This window comes from Streptomyces sp. NPDC059851 (assembly GCF_042732005.1).
GTDB lineage: Bacteria > Actinomycetota > Actinomycetes > Streptomycetales > Streptomycetaceae > Streptomyces.
On the sequence record NZ_JBHWJJ010000157.1, the window covers coordinates 1 to 17,856 of the forward strand.

At 73.1% G+C, this 17,856-nt stretch carries 15 protein-coding genes and 1 pseudogene; 8 read left to right on the plus strand and 8 right to left on the minus strand.

All coding sequences use genetic code 11. The features are described 5' to 3' along the window. Positions 1-180 precede the first annotated feature (180 nt). From ACFV7Q_RS33800 to ACFV7Q_RS33810, 3 genes are all read right to left on the minus strand, one after another. Positions 181-789, minus strand: coding sequence for a hypothetical protein (locus ACFV7Q_RS33800; protein ID WP_385434526.1), 609 nt, complete (start codon positions 787-789; stop codon positions 181-183). Positions 790-996: 207 nt separating this feature from the next. Next, complete coding sequence (locus tag ACFV7Q_RS33805) at positions 997-1,767, minus strand: hypothetical protein (protein WP_385434528.1); 771 nt, start codon at positions 1,765-1,767, stop codon at positions 997-999. Between the two features lie 39 nt (positions 1,768-1,806). Continuing rightward, positions 1,807-1,932 (minus strand): hypothetical protein, encoded by a 126-nt coding sequence (locus tag ACFV7Q_RS33810; protein WP_385434530.1) that lies wholly within the window; start codon positions 1,930-1,932, stop codon positions 1,807-1,809. Between the two features lie 911 nt (positions 1,933-2,843). On the opposite strand from ACFV7Q_RS33810, the gene ACFV7Q_RS33815 reads away from it, so the two are divergent. Both ACFV7Q_RS33815 and ACFV7Q_RS33820 read left to right on the plus strand, forming a co-directional pair. Further along, positions 2,844-3,674, plus strand: coding sequence for an SAM-dependent methyltransferase (locus ACFV7Q_RS33815; protein WP_385434533.1), 831 nt, complete (start codon positions 2,844-2,846; stop codon positions 3,672-3,674). Between the two features lie 116 nt (positions 3,675-3,790). Beyond that, positions 3,791-5,938 carry a putative bifunctional diguanylate cyclase/phosphodiesterase gene (locus tag ACFV7Q_RS33820; protein WP_385434555.1) on the plus strand — a complete coding sequence of 716 codons (2,148 nt, stop codon included), beginning with the start codon at positions 3,791-3,793 and terminating at the stop codon, positions 5,936-5,938. Between the two features lie 35 nt (positions 5,939-5,973). Here the strand turns inward: ACFV7Q_RS33820 and ACFV7Q_RS33825 are convergent, their stop codons facing one another. Continuing rightward, positions 5,974-7,068 (minus strand): FAD-dependent monooxygenase, encoded by a 1,095-nt coding sequence (locus ACFV7Q_RS33825; RefSeq protein WP_385434535.1) that lies wholly within the window; start codon positions 7,066-7,068, stop codon positions 5,974-5,976. 105 nt (positions 7,069-7,173) lie between these two features. On the opposite strand from ACFV7Q_RS33825, the gene ACFV7Q_RS33830 reads away from it, so the two are divergent. Next, on the plus strand, positions 7,174-7,818 hold the full coding sequence (locus ACFV7Q_RS33830) for a TetR/AcrR family transcriptional regulator (RefSeq protein WP_385434537.1): 645 nt from the start codon (positions 7,174-7,176) through the stop codon (positions 7,816-7,818). Positions 7,819-7,855: 37 nt separating this feature from the next. On the opposite strand, the gene ACFV7Q_RS33835 is transcribed toward ACFV7Q_RS33830, so the two are convergent. Beyond that, positions 7,856-8,734 carry a LysR family transcriptional regulator gene (locus ACFV7Q_RS33835; RefSeq protein WP_385434539.1) on the minus strand — a complete coding sequence of 293 codons (879 nt, stop codon included), beginning with the start codon at positions 8,732-8,734 and terminating at the stop codon, positions 7,856-7,858. Positions 8,735-8,830: 96 nt separating this feature from the next. Here ACFV7Q_RS33835 and ACFV7Q_RS33840 point away from each other — a divergent pair, with 96 nt between their 5' ends. The 4 genes from ACFV7Q_RS33840 (at position 8,831) to ACFV7Q_RS33855 (ending at position 13,096) form a co-directional block, all read left to right on the plus strand. After that, the gene (locus ACFV7Q_RS33840; protein ID WP_385434541.1) at positions 8,831-9,535 is read left to right on the plus strand and encodes a succinate dehydrogenase; all 705 of its coding nucleotides are present in this window, start codon (positions 8,831-8,833) and stop codon (positions 9,533-9,535) included. 2 nt (positions 9,536-9,537) lie between these two features. After that, entirely contained in the window at positions 9,538-11,487 is a 1,950-nt protein-coding gene (locus tag ACFV7Q_RS33845) for a fumarate reductase/succinate dehydrogenase flavoprotein subunit (protein WP_385434543.1), read from the plus strand. Beyond that, positions 11,484-12,239 carry a succinate dehydrogenase/fumarate reductase iron-sulfur subunit gene (locus ACFV7Q_RS33850; protein WP_385434545.1) on the plus strand — a complete coding sequence of 252 codons (756 nt, stop codon included), beginning with the start codon at positions 11,484-11,486 and terminating at the stop codon, positions 12,237-12,239. Before ACFV7Q_RS33845 ends, ACFV7Q_RS33850 begins: the two co-directional genes overlap by 4 nt. Before the next feature lie 206 nt (positions 12,240-12,445). Beyond that, positions 12,446-13,096 carry a hypothetical protein gene (locus ACFV7Q_RS33855; protein WP_385434547.1) on the plus strand — a complete coding sequence of 217 codons (651 nt, stop codon included), beginning with the start codon at positions 12,446-12,448 and terminating at the stop codon, positions 13,094-13,096. A gap of 18 nt (positions 13,097-13,114) precedes the next feature. Here ACFV7Q_RS33855 and ACFV7Q_RS33860 read toward each other — a convergent pair whose 3' ends face one another. The 3 genes and pseudogenes from ACFV7Q_RS33860 to ACFV7Q_RS33870 all read right to left on the minus strand — a co-directional run bounded on the left by ACFV7Q_RS33860 (position 13,115) and on the right by ACFV7Q_RS33870 (position 17,147). Then, complete coding sequence (locus tag ACFV7Q_RS33860) at positions 13,115-15,604, minus strand: ABC transporter (RefSeq protein ID WP_385434549.1); 2,490 nt, start codon at positions 15,602-15,604, stop codon at positions 13,115-13,117. 28 nt (positions 15,605-15,632) lie between these two features. Next, positions 15,633-16,467 (minus strand): annotated as a pseudogene (locus ACFV7Q_RS33865) (MsnO8 family LLM class oxidoreductase). Positions 16,468-16,514: 47 nt separating this feature from the next. Then, positions 16,515-17,147, minus strand: a complete 633-nt coding sequence (locus ACFV7Q_RS33870) for a DinB family protein (RefSeq protein WP_385434551.1) — start codon at positions 17,145-17,147, stop codon at positions 16,515-16,517. A gap of 213 nt (positions 17,148-17,360) precedes the next feature. On the opposite strand from ACFV7Q_RS33870, the gene ACFV7Q_RS33875 reads away from it, so the two are divergent. Then, positions 17,361-17,855, plus strand: a complete 495-nt coding sequence (locus ACFV7Q_RS33875; RefSeq protein ID WP_385434553.1) for a hypothetical protein — start codon at positions 17,361-17,363, stop codon at positions 17,853-17,855. Position 17,856: the final 1 nt, after the last annotated feature.

Here is a 17,856-nt window from a genome sequence, read left to right on the forward strand (position 1 = left end):
GTCCTGGCCAGGACCGGGGCGACCGGCGGTCGGTGGTCGGTGGTCGGGCGCCGCGGTGACGGGCGGGGGTGAGCGCCGTGCGCGGCGGCGGTCCGGGGTGGCGGCGCCCGTGGCGGTGCGTGCTGTGCGTGGCCGGGTGCGCGGCACGGTCGGTCCGGGGCCCGCGGGTCGCGTACGCCGTCAGTGTCCGCGCGCACCCGCGCGGCGCCGGACCGCGTACACGGTGCCTGCCGTGGCGGCGAGGAAGAGGCCCGCGCCCGCGGCGACCGCCCTGGGGTCCAGCCCGGCCACGCTGCCGCCCAACCCGCCCCGGACGCCGCGGGCGGGGCTCTGCGCGAACCTGGGCACGGCGAAGGCCGTGTCCGTGTCCGTGGTCGTGGTCGTCGTCGTGGTCGTGAACGTGGAGCTCGTCGTGGGCCGGCTGCTGCCGCCGGTGATCGTGAGGTCGGCCGAACCGTTCTCGCCGCTGCACGTGAAGGTGACCGAATAGACGGCCCCGCGGCGGGCGTCGCGGTCAACCGTCACCCGGGCCGTCCTGCCGCGCTCGATGGTCACGGTGTCGAAGACCCCGGACGAGGCGGTGGCGGAGGCGGCGCCGCAGCCGCTGACGGAGAGCGTCACCTGGCCGCCCGGGGCGACCGTGGAGGGAGTGACGGCGAAGCCGAACGAGGTGACCGGCTGGGCCCCGGTCGCCCCCGCACCGGGCGCGCCGAGGACGCCGAGCGCGAGTACGGCGCCCGCGGCGCCGGCGCTGAGCAGGGCAGTGGCGGAGGTACGTATCGCACCCATGATTGGTTCTCCGGATCCCGAGGAGCAGCCGCGGAACCGTTTCCGCACGGGGAAGGGGATGCACCTCGACGCTCGCCACGCTAGGCGCGGGCGGGGTGACCCGCGATCAGGAGCGGGCGAATGGGGCACAGCGGTGGGCCGAACCGGGGAAGGAGGGCCCCTCCCCGGTTTGCCGGCCCGGTTTGCCGGCCCGGTCAGCCGGCCCGGTCAGCCGTCCAGGTCCAGGTGCGGGAACTGGGTGAGGAACGGCTCCGCGGTGGCCGCGATGCCGCGCCCGAACGGTGCGTCGAAGTCCCAGATCAGGAACAACAGGAACGCGATCAGCGCACTGAACAGGCCCGCCAGCAGCAACTCCCGGAACGAGCGCCGGATCTGCAGCGTGAAGATCAGGCCCACGGTCACCAGCGCCCCGGTGATCAGGCCGAACCAGACCACCCCCGGCATGGTGGCCCCCGCACTGCCGGCCCGTGAGCTGCGGGCGTCGTCGACCAGTGCCACCTGGTCCACCAGCGGCTGGTAGGCCTGCCCCTCGTGGTCGGTCTGGGGCTCGTAGTCGGTCACGTCCCGGCGGATACGTTCCAGCAGCTCCCCGCCGCGGTCCGTGAGGGTGCCGTGCTCGGCCATCTGCTTCCATTCGGTGTCCACCACGTGGGACACGTACGCGTCGACATCGGCCCGGATCTTCTTGCGCACCTCGGCCGGGTAGACCTCGGAGCGGATGCTGATCTCGTGCAGGGCCTGCGCTTCCTGACGCACGTACTCCTGGGCGGCTCCACGGCCCTCCCAGACGCCCGCGATGGCCAGGCCCAGCACGATGGCGTAGATCACGCCGATCATCATCGTCATGTACTCGATGACGTCCGGGGTCTCGCTGGGATCGTCGTCGTCGCCGATCCGCCGGTGGTTGATGAAGACGATGGCCAGCACCACGGCGCAGGCCGCTGCCATCGCGATGGTCAGGACGAGCCATTCCGACAAGGCGACTCCCAGGGGGACACGGGTGGACGGGGCCGGGGTCTAGCGCGGGCGCAGTGCGGCCATCGCGAGCACCGCGGGGGCCGCGGTCATGAGCGTGAAGGTCACCGGTGAGACGTGGCGCTCCACCGGCTTGGGTGCCGGAGCCCGGTAGACGGGCCTGGCCACGGCCTTCTTCGGCGGCGGCGCGGGCGGTGACGAGGGCGGGGGCGGGGGTGGTGGGGGAACCGCCGGGGCCGCGTACTGCTTCGGCGGGGCCGGCGGCGGTTTCGGCGCAGCGGGTTCGGGCGGCCGGGGCGCCGGGGGCGCGGGTTCGGGAGGCGGCGGTGGGGTGGGCGTGGGCTTCGGGGCGGGCGGGGGCGTCGGCTTCGGCGGTGGGGTCGGCTTCGTCGTGGGCTTGGGGGTCGGCTTCGGGGCCGGCGCGGGAGGGCAGGGCGGGGGAGGCGGCGGGCAGTGGTGCCGTCCGTGGCCCTTCCCGCGGGCCTTCTCGTGGCCCTTTCCGCGGCCCTTTCCGTGGCCGCCGCCGTGGCCGGCTCCCTGTCGTTCCGCGCGGCTGTCTGACGGACCGTCGCCGTGATGTGCGCCACCCCGGACGCCGGCGACCGCCCCGGTGCCGGCGACCGCGACCAGCCTGACGGCCCCGGTGCCGTCGCCGGCCCGGATCGTCGCGTATGCGCAGCTATCAGCCACGGCCGGGGTGGCGGACAAGGCCGCCCACACCAGGGCCGGGGCCACCAGCAGGTGCCTGGCAGAGGCTCTGTTCACGCCGGGATCATGGGCTGGGGTGCACCCGCGCACGCGGGGCTCGGCCCTGGTTCGCCTGAACGGGTGGCGTGGGGACCGTAGAGGTTTGAGCCACGAAACGATGCGACCCGGTCGCGAGCTCGTCCCTACTCATAAGAGACTTGTCGGTTTCGGTCATTCGTGGCGGCGGGGGCCGCAGGGGTCTTTGGTGTGTGATGAAGAACGGATCACCAATTTCCGCTTTTGCTCGCTCCCTTGGGCAATGATCAGTACATTCGGCTCGGACAGGTGTCCGACCCCGGACGACCGCCACGGACTACGGCTTGGAGACCGCGATGGAGCGCCCCGCCTGGGCCCCGCCAGGGATCGACATATCGGTGCCGAGCGTGTCCCGGATCTACGATTACTACCTGGGCGGCTCGCACAATTTCGAGGTCGACCGCCGGGCCGCCCGCCGCGCCATGGAATTCACCCCGGGCCTGCCCAAGATCATGCAGGCGAACCGGGCGTTCATGCGCCGCGCCGTCCGCTACGCCGTCGACCAGGGCGTCACCCAGTTCCTCGACATCGGCTCCGGCATCCCCACCTTCGGCAACGTCCACGAGGTCGCGCAGGAAGCCAGCCCCGGGGCACGCGTCGTCTACGTCGACCACGACCCCGTGGCCGTCGCGCACAGCAACGCCGTGCTCGCCGACAACGACCGCGCCGGGGTCGTGCCCGCCGACCTGCGCAAGCCGCAGGACATCCTGGGCTCCTCCGAGGTCGCCCGGCTTCTGGATCTGGAACGCCCCGTCGCCCTGCTCCTGGTCGCCGTCCTGCACTTCCTGGAGGACGCCGACGACCCGTACGCCGCCGTCGCCGAGCTGCGCGACGCCCTGCCCTCCGGCAGCCTGCTGGTCCTCACCCACGCGTCCTACGAGGGGCTGCCGCTGCCGGAGGACACCGCCAGCGGGATGGTCGACGTCTACCGGGACATCCGCAGCCCCCTCGCGATGCGCAGCCGCGAGCAGGTCCTCCGCTTCTTCGACGGGTTCGAACTGGTCGACCCCGGCCTCGTGTCGATGCCGAACTGGCAGCCCGACGGCCTCGCCGCTCCACAGGACGGAGAGATGCCGGAGGACCCGTACGCGTTCGCCGGCTTCGGCGGAGTGGGACGCAAGGCGTGAGATCCCCGGCCGCGGTGCCTCCCGGCACACCGACCCCGAAGAACGCGCATTCCGCGCAGGGCGCACCCCTTGAGGGTCCGCCCGCCGGCCCGCCGACCACCCCGGCGGGCCCCGCCGTGCTGCGCAGCGGGCTGGAGGACCGGGTCGGGCGGTTCGCCACGATCTGGGGCCGCGCCATCTTCCCGTTCACGGCGACCTCGCTGACCCGCGTCGAGTTCGAGCAGCACCTGGTTCCCCTCACCCGGACGCTCACCGAGGCCCTGCACGCCCGGCCCTTCGACGCGGCCGTCGCCCAGCAGGTCGGGGCCGATCTCGTCGCCGTGCACTGCACCGACCCGGAGGCGCTGGCCGGCACCCTGGGCGTGGTCGAGTCGTACCTCGTGCTCTACTGCGGTCCCGACGGCGTGGGCGTGGAGGGCGCCGAGGAATACCGGTCCCGGTGCGCCCGGCTCCAGCACCAGATCGCGGCGGGATTCGCCCGGGCCCTGCGCGAGCGCACCCTCAAGGAGCAGGAAGCCATCGCCCGCTCCGCGCTGACCGCCCGCGTCGACGCCCAGCAGGCCCTGCACGCGAGCGAAGAGCGCTTCCGGGCCGTCTTCGAGGGCGCGGCCATCGGCATCGGCATCGCCGACCTGGAAGGCAACGTCCTGGAGGTCAACGACGCGCTGCTGCAGATGTTCGGAGGCATGGGCGGGCACGTCCGCGGCCGCAACGTCAGCGAGTGGGGGCACCCCGACGACGCCCCGGCGGTGTGGCGGATGTACGGCGAGCTCGTGCGCGGCGAACGCGAGAGCTACCGGGTGGAGAAGCCGTACTACCGGCACGACGGAACCGTCCTGTGGACCAATCTGACGGTGTCGCTGCTGCGTGACGCCGACGGCACCCCGCAGTACCAGCTGGCGCTGATGGAGGACACCACCGAACGCCGGCTGCTCAACCTCCGGCTGCGCTACGAGGCCACCCACGACGCCCTGACCGGCCTGCCCAACCGGACCCTGTTCTTCGAGCGGCTGGAGAAGGCCCTGTCCGGGGTGGGCGGCAGCCGTTTCGGGCTCTGCTACCTCGACCTCGACGGCTTCAAAGCGGTCAACGACAGCCTCGGCCACTCGGCGGGCGACCGGCTGCTGGTGGAGGTCGCCGACCGGCTGCAGAGCTGCGTCACCAGTCAGGGCGAGGTCGTGGCCCGGCTCGGCGGCGACGAGTTCGTGGCGCTGACCACCGGCCCGGACACCGAGGAGAAGGTGACCGAGCTCGCCGTCCGCATCCTGTCCGCCCTGTCGGCGCCGATCCGCATCGAGGGCCGGGAGCTGTCGGTGCGCGGAAGCATCGGCATCGTGGAGGGCCCGGCGGGGGAGCGCACCTCGGCCGAGGTGCTGCGCAGTGCCGACATCACCATGTACCGGGCGAAGGCGGCCGGCGGCAGCCGCTTCGAGTTCGCCGACGCGGAGGCCGACGCCCGCGCCATCACCCGGCACGGCTTGACCAACGCCCTGCCCGCGGCGCTGGAGCGCGGCGAATTCTTCATCGAGTACCAGCCGCTGGTCCACATGCACGACGGCAGCGTGCGCGGCGCCGAGGCGCTGGTGCGCTGGGAGCACCCGCAGTACGGGGTCCTCGGCCCGGACCGGTTCATCCCGCTCGCCGAACGCACCGGGCTGATCGTGCCGCTCGGTCGCTGGGTCCTGGAGGAGTCCGTTCGCCAGGCCCGGACCTGGCAGCGTGAGCACGGCGGCTCGCCGCTGCGCGTCAACGTCAACCTCTCGCCGACCCAGCTGCAGCACCCGGGGCTGGTCGCGGACACCGTGGCGGTGCTGGAGAGCGCGGGCCTCGCACCCGGCGCACTGTGCCTGGAGGTCACCGAGTCCGCCCTGATCGGCGCCGATGACGAGCTCCTCGAACCCCTGCACCGGCTCGCCGAACTCGGCGTGGACATCGCGCTGGACGATTTCGGCACCGGCTACTCCAACCTGGCGAACCTGCGCCGCCTGCCGGTCAGCGTGCTGAAGCTGGACCGCTCCTTCACCAAGGGGATGCAGCAGCAGCCCGCCAACCCGGTCGACGTCAAAATCGTGGAAGGCATCGTCGCGCTGGCCCACAGCCTCGAACTGGCCGTCACCGTCGAGGGCGTCGAGACCGGCGCTCAGGCGGCCCAGCTGCGCGCCCTGGGCTGCGACACCGCGCAGGGCTGGTACTACGCCCGCCCGGGCGCCCCCGACCGCATCCACGCCCTCTCACTCTCCGACGCGGTGCCCACGCCCACCTGACCGCCCCGCCCCCGACCGGCCGGCCCGCCGGCGCGCTACGCGATCCCGGCCTCGGTCCCGCGGCCGGGGGTCCGCACCGCCTCGACGACCCGCTCGTAGCGCCGTGTGGTGTCGGCCAGTACCTCGGCCGCTACGGGCAGCCGCTCCGCCTGGTAGGCGTCGAGCACCTCCGGTCCGCCGGTCCCGGTGAGGGCGGACGCAAGCGTCCGAGCGAGGACCGCCGCGTCCTGGATGCCGGTGTTCATGCCGAGCCCGCCGGCTATCGGGTGGACGTGGGCCGCGTCGCCGGCGAGGAAGACCCGGCCCTCGCGCATGCGGGCGGCCATGCGGACGTTGATCCGCCAGGACGAGAGCCAGGTGGGGTCCGCCAGCCGGATGCCCGGCATCCGGGCGTGGCGGTCGAAGAGCCGCTGGAAGCCCTCCAGCGACGGCGGCAGCTGCTTGCCCTCCTCGTCCCTCTCCGGGGAGGCCTGGAGCTGGAAGACGTCCGTTCCCGGTATGGGGCAGAGCAGGATCCCGCCCTCCTGCGAGGTGAACCACTGGTGCCAGAACTCCCGGCTGAGTCCGGGCGCCCGCACGTCACCCAGCACCATCTCCTCCTCCTGTGCGGTGTGCCCTTCGAACGGGATTCCGAGGAGCTTGCGCGTGGTGCTGCCCCCGCCGTCGCAGCCGGCCAGGAACGCGGCCCGAATCACCCCGCCGTCCGCCAGTTCGGCGTCCACCCCGGCCGCGTCCTGCCGGATCCCGGCGAGCCGGGTTCCGTACTCGACGCGCACCCCGAGCTCGGCGAGCCGGTCGCGCAGCACCTCTTCGACCTGCCACTGCCCCACGAGCAGGCCGTCGCCGGGGGTGGGCGTATCGCGCACGTGGTCCCCGTCGAAGTACTTGCGCAGCACCAGCCCCTTCCTGCCGATCGCGGCCACGCGCCCGGCCACCCCGAGTTCGGCGAAGACCTCCAGGCTGCCGGGCAGGAGGCCCTTGCCGCGCGATTCGCGGTGCGGCTCCGCGCGCTGGTCCACGATCCGCACGCCGAGGCCGCGTCGGGCCAGATCGCAGGCGAGCGTGAGCCCCGTAGGGCCGGAGCCCGCGATGAGTACGTCGGTCATCGCGTCGGTCATCACGTCGTTCATCGGATGTCCTTCCGTCGTCGTTGTCTCAAGGAAAGCGGCCCGGAGAGAAAAAAGCAACCCGGTTACAAAATTTACCCGGTCACGAACGTGTGGTAGGGTCTGGTCATGGAGAACACGACGGGTCTGCGCGAGAACAAGAAGCTCCGCACGCGCCGCCAGCTGGCGGCGACGGCGCTGGAACTCTTCCTGGAGCGCGGCTTCGACGCGGTGTCGGTGGCGGACGTCGCCTCGGCGGCCGAGGTCTCCAAACCCACCCTGTTCCGGTACTTCCCGAGCAAGGAGGACCTGGTCCTCGACCGGTTCGCGGACCATCAGGACGAGGTCGCCCGCATCGTTCGAGACCGGCCCGCCGGTCAGACCCCGGTGGCCGCGGTGCGCGCGCACTTCGTGGCCGCCCTCGCCGAGCAGGACCCGATCACCGGCCTGTGTGACCACCCGGAAGTGGTGGCCTTCCAGCGGCTCCTCCACACCACCGCCAGCCTGGAATCCCGGCTGCACCACTACACGGCCCGCGAGGTCGAACTGCTCGCCGCCGTACTGGAGGAGGAATCGGTCCCGCCGCTCGCGGCGCGCCTGGCGGCGGCACATCTGGTGACGGTCCGGCACGAGCTGGGCCGGCAGAACTGGCAGCGGATCGCCGACGGCCTGAGCGCCGACGAGGCCCACCCCGCGGCCGTCGCCGACGCCGACCTGGCCTTCGGCATGCTGGCCGGCGGGCTCGACGAGGAGCTGCCCATATCCCGCTCCTGACGGCCGTCCGCCCCGGCCGGCGCCGTCGGCCCATGCGTCAGCCCAGCAGGAGGCGCTTGAGTTCGCGGGCCGCGCGCGGCGGAGCCACGTCCGTGCGGTGGGCCAGCGCGATCGTGCGGCGCAACGGAGCACCCTCCAGCGGAGTGCTGCGCAGCCCCGGCCCGGCATGGTCGACGACCATGGCCGGTACCACGGCCACACCGAGTCCCGCGCGCACGAAGCCCAGCACCGCGTCCATTTCGCCGCCCTCCACCGTGAACACCGGCTCGAAGCCCTCCGCCCGGCAAGCAGCCACGGTCAGGTCCCTCACGTCGTAGCCGTGGCGGAACATCACCATCGGCTCGTCCCGCAGACCCGACACCGTCAGCGGGCCGCCTCCCCCCGGCGGCGGAAGCCGTGCCGAGGAGACCACCACCAGGTCCTCCGTGAGCAGCTCCACCGTGTCCAGCGCCGGAGCCGAGGGCGGCAGGGGCAGCGCGATCAGAGCCAGGTCCAGGGCCCCGCGGGCGAGCTCACGCACCAGGTCAAGCGAACCGCTCTCCTCGATCAGCAGCTCGATCGCCGGATGCGCGGCGTGGAAGGCGCGCAGGACGTCCGGCAGCAAACCCGTGCACACGCTCGGGGTGGCCCCCAGTCGGACCCGTCCGCGCCGCAGCTGCGCCAGTTCCTGCACCTCCAGCCGCGCGGTGTCCGCGTCGGCCAGGATCCGCCGTGCCAGCGGCAGCAGCGCCTCCCCCGCATCGGTCAGCGTGATGTTGCCCCGGGCGCGGCTGAACAGCTCCGCTCCCAGCTCCCGTTCCAACGCCTTGATCTGCTGCGACAGCGACGGTTGGGCCACGTGCACCCGCTCCGCCGCCCGAGTGAAGTGCCGGGTCTCGGCGACCGCCACGAAGTACAGGAGCTGCTGGAACTGCATTGCCCCAGGCTATCCGCCTTCATAGGAGGTGCCTATCGATATCAGCACCATCATGTCTTGGACCTCTCGGGGCCCCGGTCCCTACCGTCTTGTGCCATGGCTCTGGCAACGCGGACGGGCCGACGGCCGTCCACCCCGCGCACGCTCTGGGAATCCACCGTCGGCAAGAAGGTCGTCATGGCGGTCTCCGGCCTGATCATGCTCGGCTACCTGGTCGTCCACATGATGGGCAACCTCAAGATCTTCTTCGGAGCGGATGAGTTCAACGCCTACGGACGCTGGCTGCGCCACATGGGTGAGCCCTTCCTGCACAGCCACTGGGGCCTGTGGGCGGCCCGCATCGTGCTGCTCGCCGCCGTCGTCGCCCACGCCGTGTCCGCCTACCAGCTCAGCCGCCGCGACATCAAGGCCCGCCCGGTGGCGTACGCCCACAAGCGCCGCCGCGCGAGCTACGCCACCCGCACCATGCGCTGGGGCGGCGTCATCCTGGGTCTGTTCATCGTCTGGCACGTCCTCGACCTCACCACGCTCACCGTCAACGAGCGCGCCTGGGCCGGTCACCCCTACGAGAACGTCCTCGCCACCTTCTCCACCTGGTACGGCAACACCATCTACATCACCGCGATGGCCGCCCTCGGCCTCCACGTCCGTCACGGCTTCTGGAGCGCCGCCCAGACCCTCGGCGCGGGCAGCGCCCGCCGCGACCGGACCCTGAAGGCCCTCGCCAACACCCTGGCCCTGCTCCTCTTCGCGGGGTTCGTCTCCGTCCCCGTCGCCGTCATGACCGGAGTGGTGAACTGACCGTGAACGACTACGCGCACTACACGACCGGCGAGCCCCTCGCCGACACCAAGGCCCCCGCCGGCCCCATCGCCGAACGCTGGGACCGCCGCCGCTTCGAGGCCAAGCTCGTCAACCCGGCCAACCGCCGCAGGCACACCGTCATCGTCGTCGGTACCGGCCTGGCCGGCGCCGCCGCCGGCGCCACACTCGCCGAACAGGGCTACCGCGTGGTCCAGTTCTGCTACTCCGACTCGCCGCGCCGTGCCCACTCCATCGCCGCCCAGGGCGGCATCAACGCCGCCAAGAACTACCGCAACGACGGCGACTCCATCCAGCGGCTCTTCTACGACACCGTCAAGGGCGGCGACTTCCGGGCCCGCGAGTCCAACGTCCACCGCCTCGCCCAAATATCCGTCGAGATCATCGATCAGTGCGTGGCCCAGGGCGTTCCCTTCGCCCGCGAGTACGGCGGCCTCCTCGACACCCGCTCCTTCGGCGGCGTCCAGGTGTCCCGCACCTTCTACGCCCGCGGCCAGACGGGCCAGCAGCTCCTCCTCGGCGCCTACCAGGCGCTGTCCCGGCAGATCGCCGCGGGCAACGTCGAGATGCACGCCCGCACGGAGATGCTGGACCTGCTCGTCGTCGACGGCCGGGCCCGCGGCATCGTCGCCCGCGACCTGGTCACCGGCGAGATCTCCACGTACCGGGGGGACGCCGTCGTCCTCGCCACCGGCGGCTACGGCAACGTCTTCTACCTCTCCACCAACGCCATGAACTCCAACGCGACCGCCGTCTGGCGGGCGCACCGCCGCGGCGCGTACTTCGCCAACCCCTGCTTCACCCAGATCCACCCCACCTGCATCCCCCGCACCGGCGACCACCAGTCCAAGCTCACACTGATGAGCGAGTCCCTGCGCAACGACGGCCGCATCTGGGTACCCAGGGCCAAGGGCGACACCCGCCCGCCCGCCGACATCCCCGAGGCGGAGCGCGACTACTACCTGGAGCGGATCTACCCCTCCTTCGGCAACCTCGTCCCCCGCGACATCGCCTCGCGCGCCGCCAAGAACGTCTGCGACGAGGGCCGCGGCGTCGGCCCCGGCGGCCAGGGCGTCTACCTCGACTTCGCCGACGCCATCCGCCGCATGGGCCGCGACAAGGTTGCCGAGAAGTACGGCAACCTCTTCGAGATGTACGAGCGGATCACCGCCGAGGACCCGTACGAGGTCCCGATGCGGATCTACCCCGCCGTGCACTACACGATGGGCGGCCTCTGGGTCGACTACGACCTCCAGACCACCGTTCCGGGCCTGTTCGCGATCGGCGAGGCCAACTTCTCCGACCACGGGGCGAACCGGCTCGGCGCCTCCGCCCTCATGCAGGGGCTCGGTGACGGCTACTTCGTCCTCCCCTCCACCATCAACGACTACCTGGCCCGCCATCCCCACCAGGACCCCGTCGATGACGGCCACCCCGAGGTCGCGGCCGCCGTCCGTGAGACCCGCGACCGCCTGGAGCGGCTGCTCGCCGTCGACGGTGACCGCACGCCCGACTCCTTCCACCGCGAGATCGGCGAGCTGATGTGGGAGTACTGCGGGATGGCGCGCAACGACGCCGGACTGCGCAAGGCCCTCACCAGGATCCCGCAGATCCGGGAGGAGTTCTGGCGGCGCATCAAGGTGCCCGGCAGCGGACAGGAGTTCAACCAGTCCCTGGAGAAGGCCAACCGCATCGTCGACTACCTCGAACTCGCCGAGCTGATGTGCCTCGACGCCCTCCACCGCACCGAGTCCTGCGGCGGCCACTTCCGCGAGGAGTCCCAAACCCCGGACGGCGAGGCCGCCCGCCGCGACGAGGAGTTCGGCTACGCGGCCGCCTGGCAGTTCCGCGGCACCGGAGCCCCACCCGTCCTCCACGAGGAAGCCCTCGTCTTCGAGTACGTCCACCCCACCCAGCGGAGCTACGCATGAGGCTCAACCTGCGCGTCTGGCGCCAGCAGAACCCCGACCGCCCCGGCGCCATGGTCACCTACGAGGTCGACGGCGTCTCCCGCGACATGTCCTTCCTAGAGATGCTCGACACCCTCAACGAGGACCTCATCCTGCGCGGCGAGGACCCCGTCGCCTTCGACCACGACTGTCGCGAGGGCATCTGCGGCGCCTGCAGCCTCGTCATCAACGGCGACGCCCACGGCCCCGAGCGCACCACCGCCTGCCAGCTGCACATGAGGTCCTTCAACGACGGCGACACCATCGACGTCGAACCATGGCGCGCCGCCGCCTTCCCCGTGGTCAAGGACCTCGTCGTGGACCGCAGCGCCTTCGACCGGATCATCCAGGCCGGCGGCTACATCACGGCCCCCACCGGCTCGGCCCCCGAGGCACACGCCACGGCCGTCCCCAAGGACGCCGCCGACCACGCGTTCGAGAACGCCGAGTGCATAGGCTGCGGCGCGTGCGTGGCGGCCTGCCCCAACGGCTCCGCCATGCTCTTCACCTCCGCCAAGATCAACCACCTCAATGTGCTGCCGCAGGGCTCGCCCGAGCGGGAGACCCGCGTCCTGGACATGGTGGCCGCGATGGACGAGGAGGGCTTCGGCGGCTGCACCCTGACCGGCGAGTGCGCCACGGCCTGCCCCAAGGGCATCCCGCTGCCGTCCATCGCCGCCATGAACCGGGAATGGCTCCGCGCCCTCGGTAGACGGGGCAAGACCGGGAGCTGACCCCTCCGGACCCCGCGGGTCGACGTTCCGCCGGTCAGCGCCCTACCGCTCGGCGCCCCGCGGGTCGGTGTCCCGCCCGGCCACGCCCCCGGCCTGCGCCGATCGGCTGACCCGCCCGGCCGATCCGATCCGCCGACCGGGCGCACGTGCCCGGGCACGACGTGCCGCACCCGCGACCGCTCCGGCACATGGGGAACAGTGGCCCCATGCCAGAAGCCCTCCGCGGGTCCGGGCCGCGACGCCGAACCGTGCTGGCCGCCACGCTCACCGCGCTCGCGACGGCCGGCTGCTCCGCGGAGGAACCGGACCGCCCCCCGGCCCCGGGCGCCGGCGGAGCCCCGGCCGAGGACGCGCTGGTGATGGTGATCCGGCACGCGGAAGAGCCGTACGCAGGAAGCCCCGGCGAGGACGATGCCGGCGAGGAGCGCCCCGGCTACCTCGCCGGACGCGGCCGGCGCAGGGCCGGGGAACTGTCCCGCCTCTTCACGCCGACCCGCAGCGCCCTGCTGCCCCGCCCCGCCGCCGTCTTCGCCGCCGGCGGTTCCGCGGCGCACGCCCGCTGCCGCCAGACCGTCGCCCCGCTGGCCGCCGCCCTGCACGCCCGCATCCGTACCGAATTCGCCGTCGGCGCCGAAGCCGCCCTGGCCGGCGCCGTGCTGGCCGCCCCCATGCCGGTGCTGGTCTGCTGGGAACCCCACGGCATCCCCCGCCTGATCCGCTCCCTCGGGGCGCACCAGGTGCTCGGCGTCCCCGCCGCCTGGCCCGACCGGCACGACCTGGTGTGGCTGTTCACCCGCAGCCGGGGCCGCTGGAGCTTCCGCGAGGTCCCGCAGCACCTCCTCCCCGGCGACGCCTAGCGGCCGCGCTCCCCGCCCTCATGCCGAACCCAGCGCCCGGGCCAGATAGCCCGCCGTGCGGCCCTGCCCCGCGCGTGCGACCTGCTGCGGCGTGCCCGCCGCCACGATCCGGCCGCCGTCCGCACCGCCGCCGGGCCCCAGGTCCACCACCCAGTCCGCGCCCGCGACCACGTCCATGTCGTGCTCGACGACCACCACCGAATGGCCGGCGTCCACCAGCCCGTGCAACTGCCGCAGCAGCACCCGCACATCGGCCGGGTGCAGTCCGGTCGTCGGCTCGTCCAGCAGGTACAGGGTGTGGTCGCGGCGCTGCCGCTGGAGCTCCGTCGCCAGCTTGATCCGCTGGGCCTCACCGCCCGACAGCTCGGTCGCCGGCTGCCCCAGCCGCAGGTAGCCCAGCCCGATCTCCTCCAACGCCCGCAGACTCCGCGCCGCCGCCGGGACCCCGGCGAAGAACACGGCCGCGGACTCCACCGTCAGCGCCAGCACCTCCGCGATGTTCAACCCCTCGTACCGCACCCGGAGCGTCTCGGCGTCGTACCGCGCGCCCCCGCAATCCGGGCACGGGGCGTACGTACTGGGCAGGAACAGCAGCTCCACCGACACGAAGCCCTCACCCTGGCAGGTCTCGCACCGGCCGCCCGCCACGTTGAAGGAGAACCGGCCCGCCTTCCAGCCGTGCGCCCGCGCCTCCGGAGCGGCCGTGAACAGTCGGCGCACCACGTCGAAGAGCCCGGTGTACGTGGCCAGGTTGGACCGCGGGGTGCGGCCGATCGGCTTCTGGTCCACCTCCACCAGGCGCCGCACGGGGAAGTCCGGCTCGGCGAGCCGCTCGCCGACCTCCCGGGCGAGCACCTGCCCCACCAGCGTCGACTTGCCCGACCCGGACACCCCGGTGACCGCCGTGAACACCCCGAGCGGGAACTCCACGTCGATAGCCCGCAGGTTGTGCCGGTCAACGCGCTCCAGCCGAACGGCTCCGGTCGGCTCCCGCCCCTCGCGCCCCTCCCGTCCGTCCCGCCCCTCGCGTGCAGGCCCCTCGCCGCCGCCGCCGAAGAGGTACCGCGCCGTGGCCGACTCCGATACGTCGGCCAGCTCGTGCGGCGGACCGCTGTGCAGCACCCGCCCGCCGTGCTCACCGGCCCGCGGACCCACGTCCACCAGCCAGTCCGCGTGCCGCACCACGTCCAGGTGGTGCTCCACCACGAACACCGTGTTCCCCGCCGCCTTGAGCCGGTCGAGTACGTCGAGCAGCGCCTCGGTGTCGGCCGGGTGCAGCCCCGCCGACGGCTCGTCCAGCACGTACACCACGCCGAACAGCCCCGACCGCAGCTGTGTCGCCAGCCGCAGCCGCTGCAACTCGCCCGCCGACAGGGTCGGCGCGGTGCGGTCCAGGCTCAGGTAGCCGAGGCCCAGCTCGACGACGGGGCCGATCCGGGACCGGAGGTCCTCGGCGAGCACCCGAGCAGCCTCCCCGCCCTCCCCGCCCGCGCCGCCCGCCGGGCCCGACGCCCCCGGGGTCCCCGAGGCGGTGGGCGCGGCCTCCGCCAGCAGCCGGTCCAGGGCGGTCAGCGGCAGCGCCGCCAGTTCCGCGATCGTCCGGCCCGCGAAGGTCACGGCCAGCGCCTCCGGGCGCAGCCGCCGACCCTCGCACACCGGGCAGGGGGAGTCGGTGAGGAAGCGTTCGGCGCGCGCCCGCAGGGTGGCGCTCTTGCTGTCCGAGAAGGTCCGCATCACGTAGCGGTGGGCGCTCATGTACGTTCCCCGGTACGGCCGCTGGATCCGGTCGGCCTCCCGCACCGGGTGCACGGTCACCACCGGCTGCTCCTCGGTGAACAGGATCCACTCCCGGTCGGCGGCCGGCAGCTCCCGCCACGGCACGTCCACGTCGTGGCCGAGCGCCTCCAGGATGTCCCGCAGGTTCTTGCCCTGCCAGGCGCCGGGCCACGCCGCGACGGCACCCTCACGGATCGACAGGCCCGGGTCGGGAACCAGGAGTTCCTCGCTGGTCCGGTGGACGCTGCCGAGCCCGTGGCAGGAAGGGCAGGCCCCGGACGCCGTGTTGGGGGAGAAGGCGTCGGAATCCAGTCGGGGCGCTCCCTCCGGGTAGGTGCCGGCCCGGGAGAACAGCATGCGCAGGGAGTTGGACAGCAGCGTCACCGTCCCGACCGAGGACCGGGAGCCGGGGGAGGAGCGCCGCTGCTCCAGGGACACCGCGGGCGGTAGGCCCGTGACCACGTCGACCTTCGGCGCGCCGATCTGGTGGATCAGGCGCCGGGCGTACGGTGCCACCGACTCGAAGTAGCGGCGCTGGGCCTCGGCGTAGAGCGTGCCGAAGGCCAGCGAGCTCTTGCCGGAGCCGGAGACCCCGGTGAAGACGGTCAGGGCGTCCCGCGGGATGTCCACGTCGACCCCGCGCAGGTTGTGTTCCCGGGCACCCCGCACGCGGATGAAGGGGTCGTGGCTGCGTGGCCCGGCGCTCTGGGGCGGCTCGACGGTCTGGTGCATTCGCCCCACTTTACGGGGGCTCCCCAGCTCAGGACCCCTCCAGCCCGGCCAGGCGGGCCAGCCGTCCGAAGGAGTCCAGCAGGGCGGCACGATCGTACGTGGACGTGGTGACCAGCAACTCGTCCGCCCCGGTCAGCGCGGACACCGCGGCGAGATCGGCCGCCACCTGCTCCTCGGGTACGAGGATCCGCCGCGCCTCCTCCTCGGTGGCGGCGACCGCGACCGTCCCGGACACCACGGCGTACGGCTCCGCGTACCGCACGGACGGCCGGAACCCGGCCACCATCCCGGCCACCATCCCGGCCACCCGGTCCCGGCGCCGCAGGTCGCCCACGACCAGCGGAAGCCCCGCGCGCCACGATCTGCGCGCCCTCCCCGGTGGCCAGGACGAACGCCGGGACGGACAGCCCCTCGGCGGGACGGGCGTGCACCTCGGGATGGGCCCGCTGGGTGCCGTCGAGCCAGCCCGGCAGCTAGGCGAGCTGCTCCTCGAACCGGTCGGCGTCGCCGGTGTCCGGGCCGAGGGCCCTGCGGATCCCGCCGGTGAAGCCGACGGAGCGGCCGACGCCCATGTCGATGCGGCTGGGGAAGAGGGACTTCAGGACCCCGAACTGCTCGGCGAAGACCAGCGGCCGGTGGTTGGGCAGCATCACCCCGCCGGTCCCGCCCCGGATCCGGCTCGTCGCGCCGGCGACGGCGGCGGCCAGGACCGTCGGCGCGGAGCCGGCCACGCCGGGCACGCCGTGGTGTTCGGACACCCAGAACCGGTGGTAGCCGAGCCGTCCCGCGTGTGGGGCGAGTTCCCCGGTGTCCCGCAGGGCCTCGGGCGCGGGGTGCCCCTTGCGTCCTGCGCCCGCCAGGATTCCCCCTCTCGGGCGGTGCCTATTTGCGTGGCGGAGCGGCGGTGGTGTCAGTGCTGCGGTGCGCGGTAGCGGTACAGGTCGCGCAGGAGGGCGATCTCGGCTCCGTGGTGCAGCAGTTCCTGGTTGACCCACCACACGATGTCGAGCAGGGGCTCCTCCGCGTCGCTGCCGTGCGGGTAGGTGCAGTACCCCGTGGTGTCGAGCGCGGTGTCGTCGAGGCTCAACAGCGCCTTCCGCCAGGCCGCGGCCCCGGCTTCGAACGCCGCGACGGCCCCCTCCGCGGTTCCGCTGACCGGATGGTGGTCCCGGGTCAGGGTGCGGCTGCCGGCCGTGTGGTCGGCGCGCAGGGTCAGCATCTCGGCGAGGTGGCTCAGGCGCCACGCCAGGGTGGTGAACGGCGGCGGCCAGGGGTGCGGGTAGGCCGCGGCGTCGCGTCCCCAGTCGCCCGCGCCGGAGCCGGCCAGCAGGGTCGCCCGCGGCCCCGGCCCGTCGGTTCGCCGTCGGACGGACCAGCAGTCCGGCACCGGCTCCCAGAAGTACTCCTCGTCCGTCAGGGGGCTGCCGACCCTGGTCTCCGTCCCGTCGCCGCTGTCCATGACGGGCCCCGACATGCGGCCGGAGAGACGTTCGTACGCGAAGTCGAACTGCTGGAGGAGCGGGACGAGGCGGGCTGGTGTCACGGGTGCTCCTGTGGCGGGCCGGCCGTGCGCGACGACGGCGGGGAGGGGACGGTCTGTCAGCCCGTCACCTTCGCACGGCCGGCTCCCCGCGGCGTACCGGTTTTCCGTCGGCGCACTGTCGATCGTCGCCTGCGTCCCGTCGCCCCTCGCTCCTCGCTCCTCGCTCCTCGCCGGTCAGCGGCCGGGGCGCAGAAGTTCCTTAGGGTGGCCCATATGAGTGAGCGAACCGACCGCAGGCCGCTGGCCGTCTTCGACATAGACAACACCCTCGCCGACACCGACCACCGCCAGCACTTCCTGGAGCGCCGCCCGCGGGACTGGGAGGGCTTCTTCGCCGCGGCCCCGGCCGATCCGCCACTGACGCGCGGCGTGGCCCTGGTGCTCGAACGCGCTGTCGATTGCGAGATCGTGTACCTGACCGGCCGCCCGGAGCGTTGTCGGGCGGACACGGTGGAGTGGCTGGGGCGGCACGGGTTGCCGGAGGGGCGGCTGTGGATGCGGCGGAGCAACGACCGCCGGCCCGCGCGCACCACCAAGCTGGAGGTGCTCCAACGGATCGCCCGCAGCCGGGAGGTGCGGATGCTGGTGGATGATGACGAGCTGGTGTGCCGGGCGGCGCGGGCCGCGGGCTTCCGGGTGGTTCCGGCGACCTGGGCGGCGGACGCGCCGGAGCTGCGGGCCGCGCAGCAGGCGGTGGGCCGCACCTGAT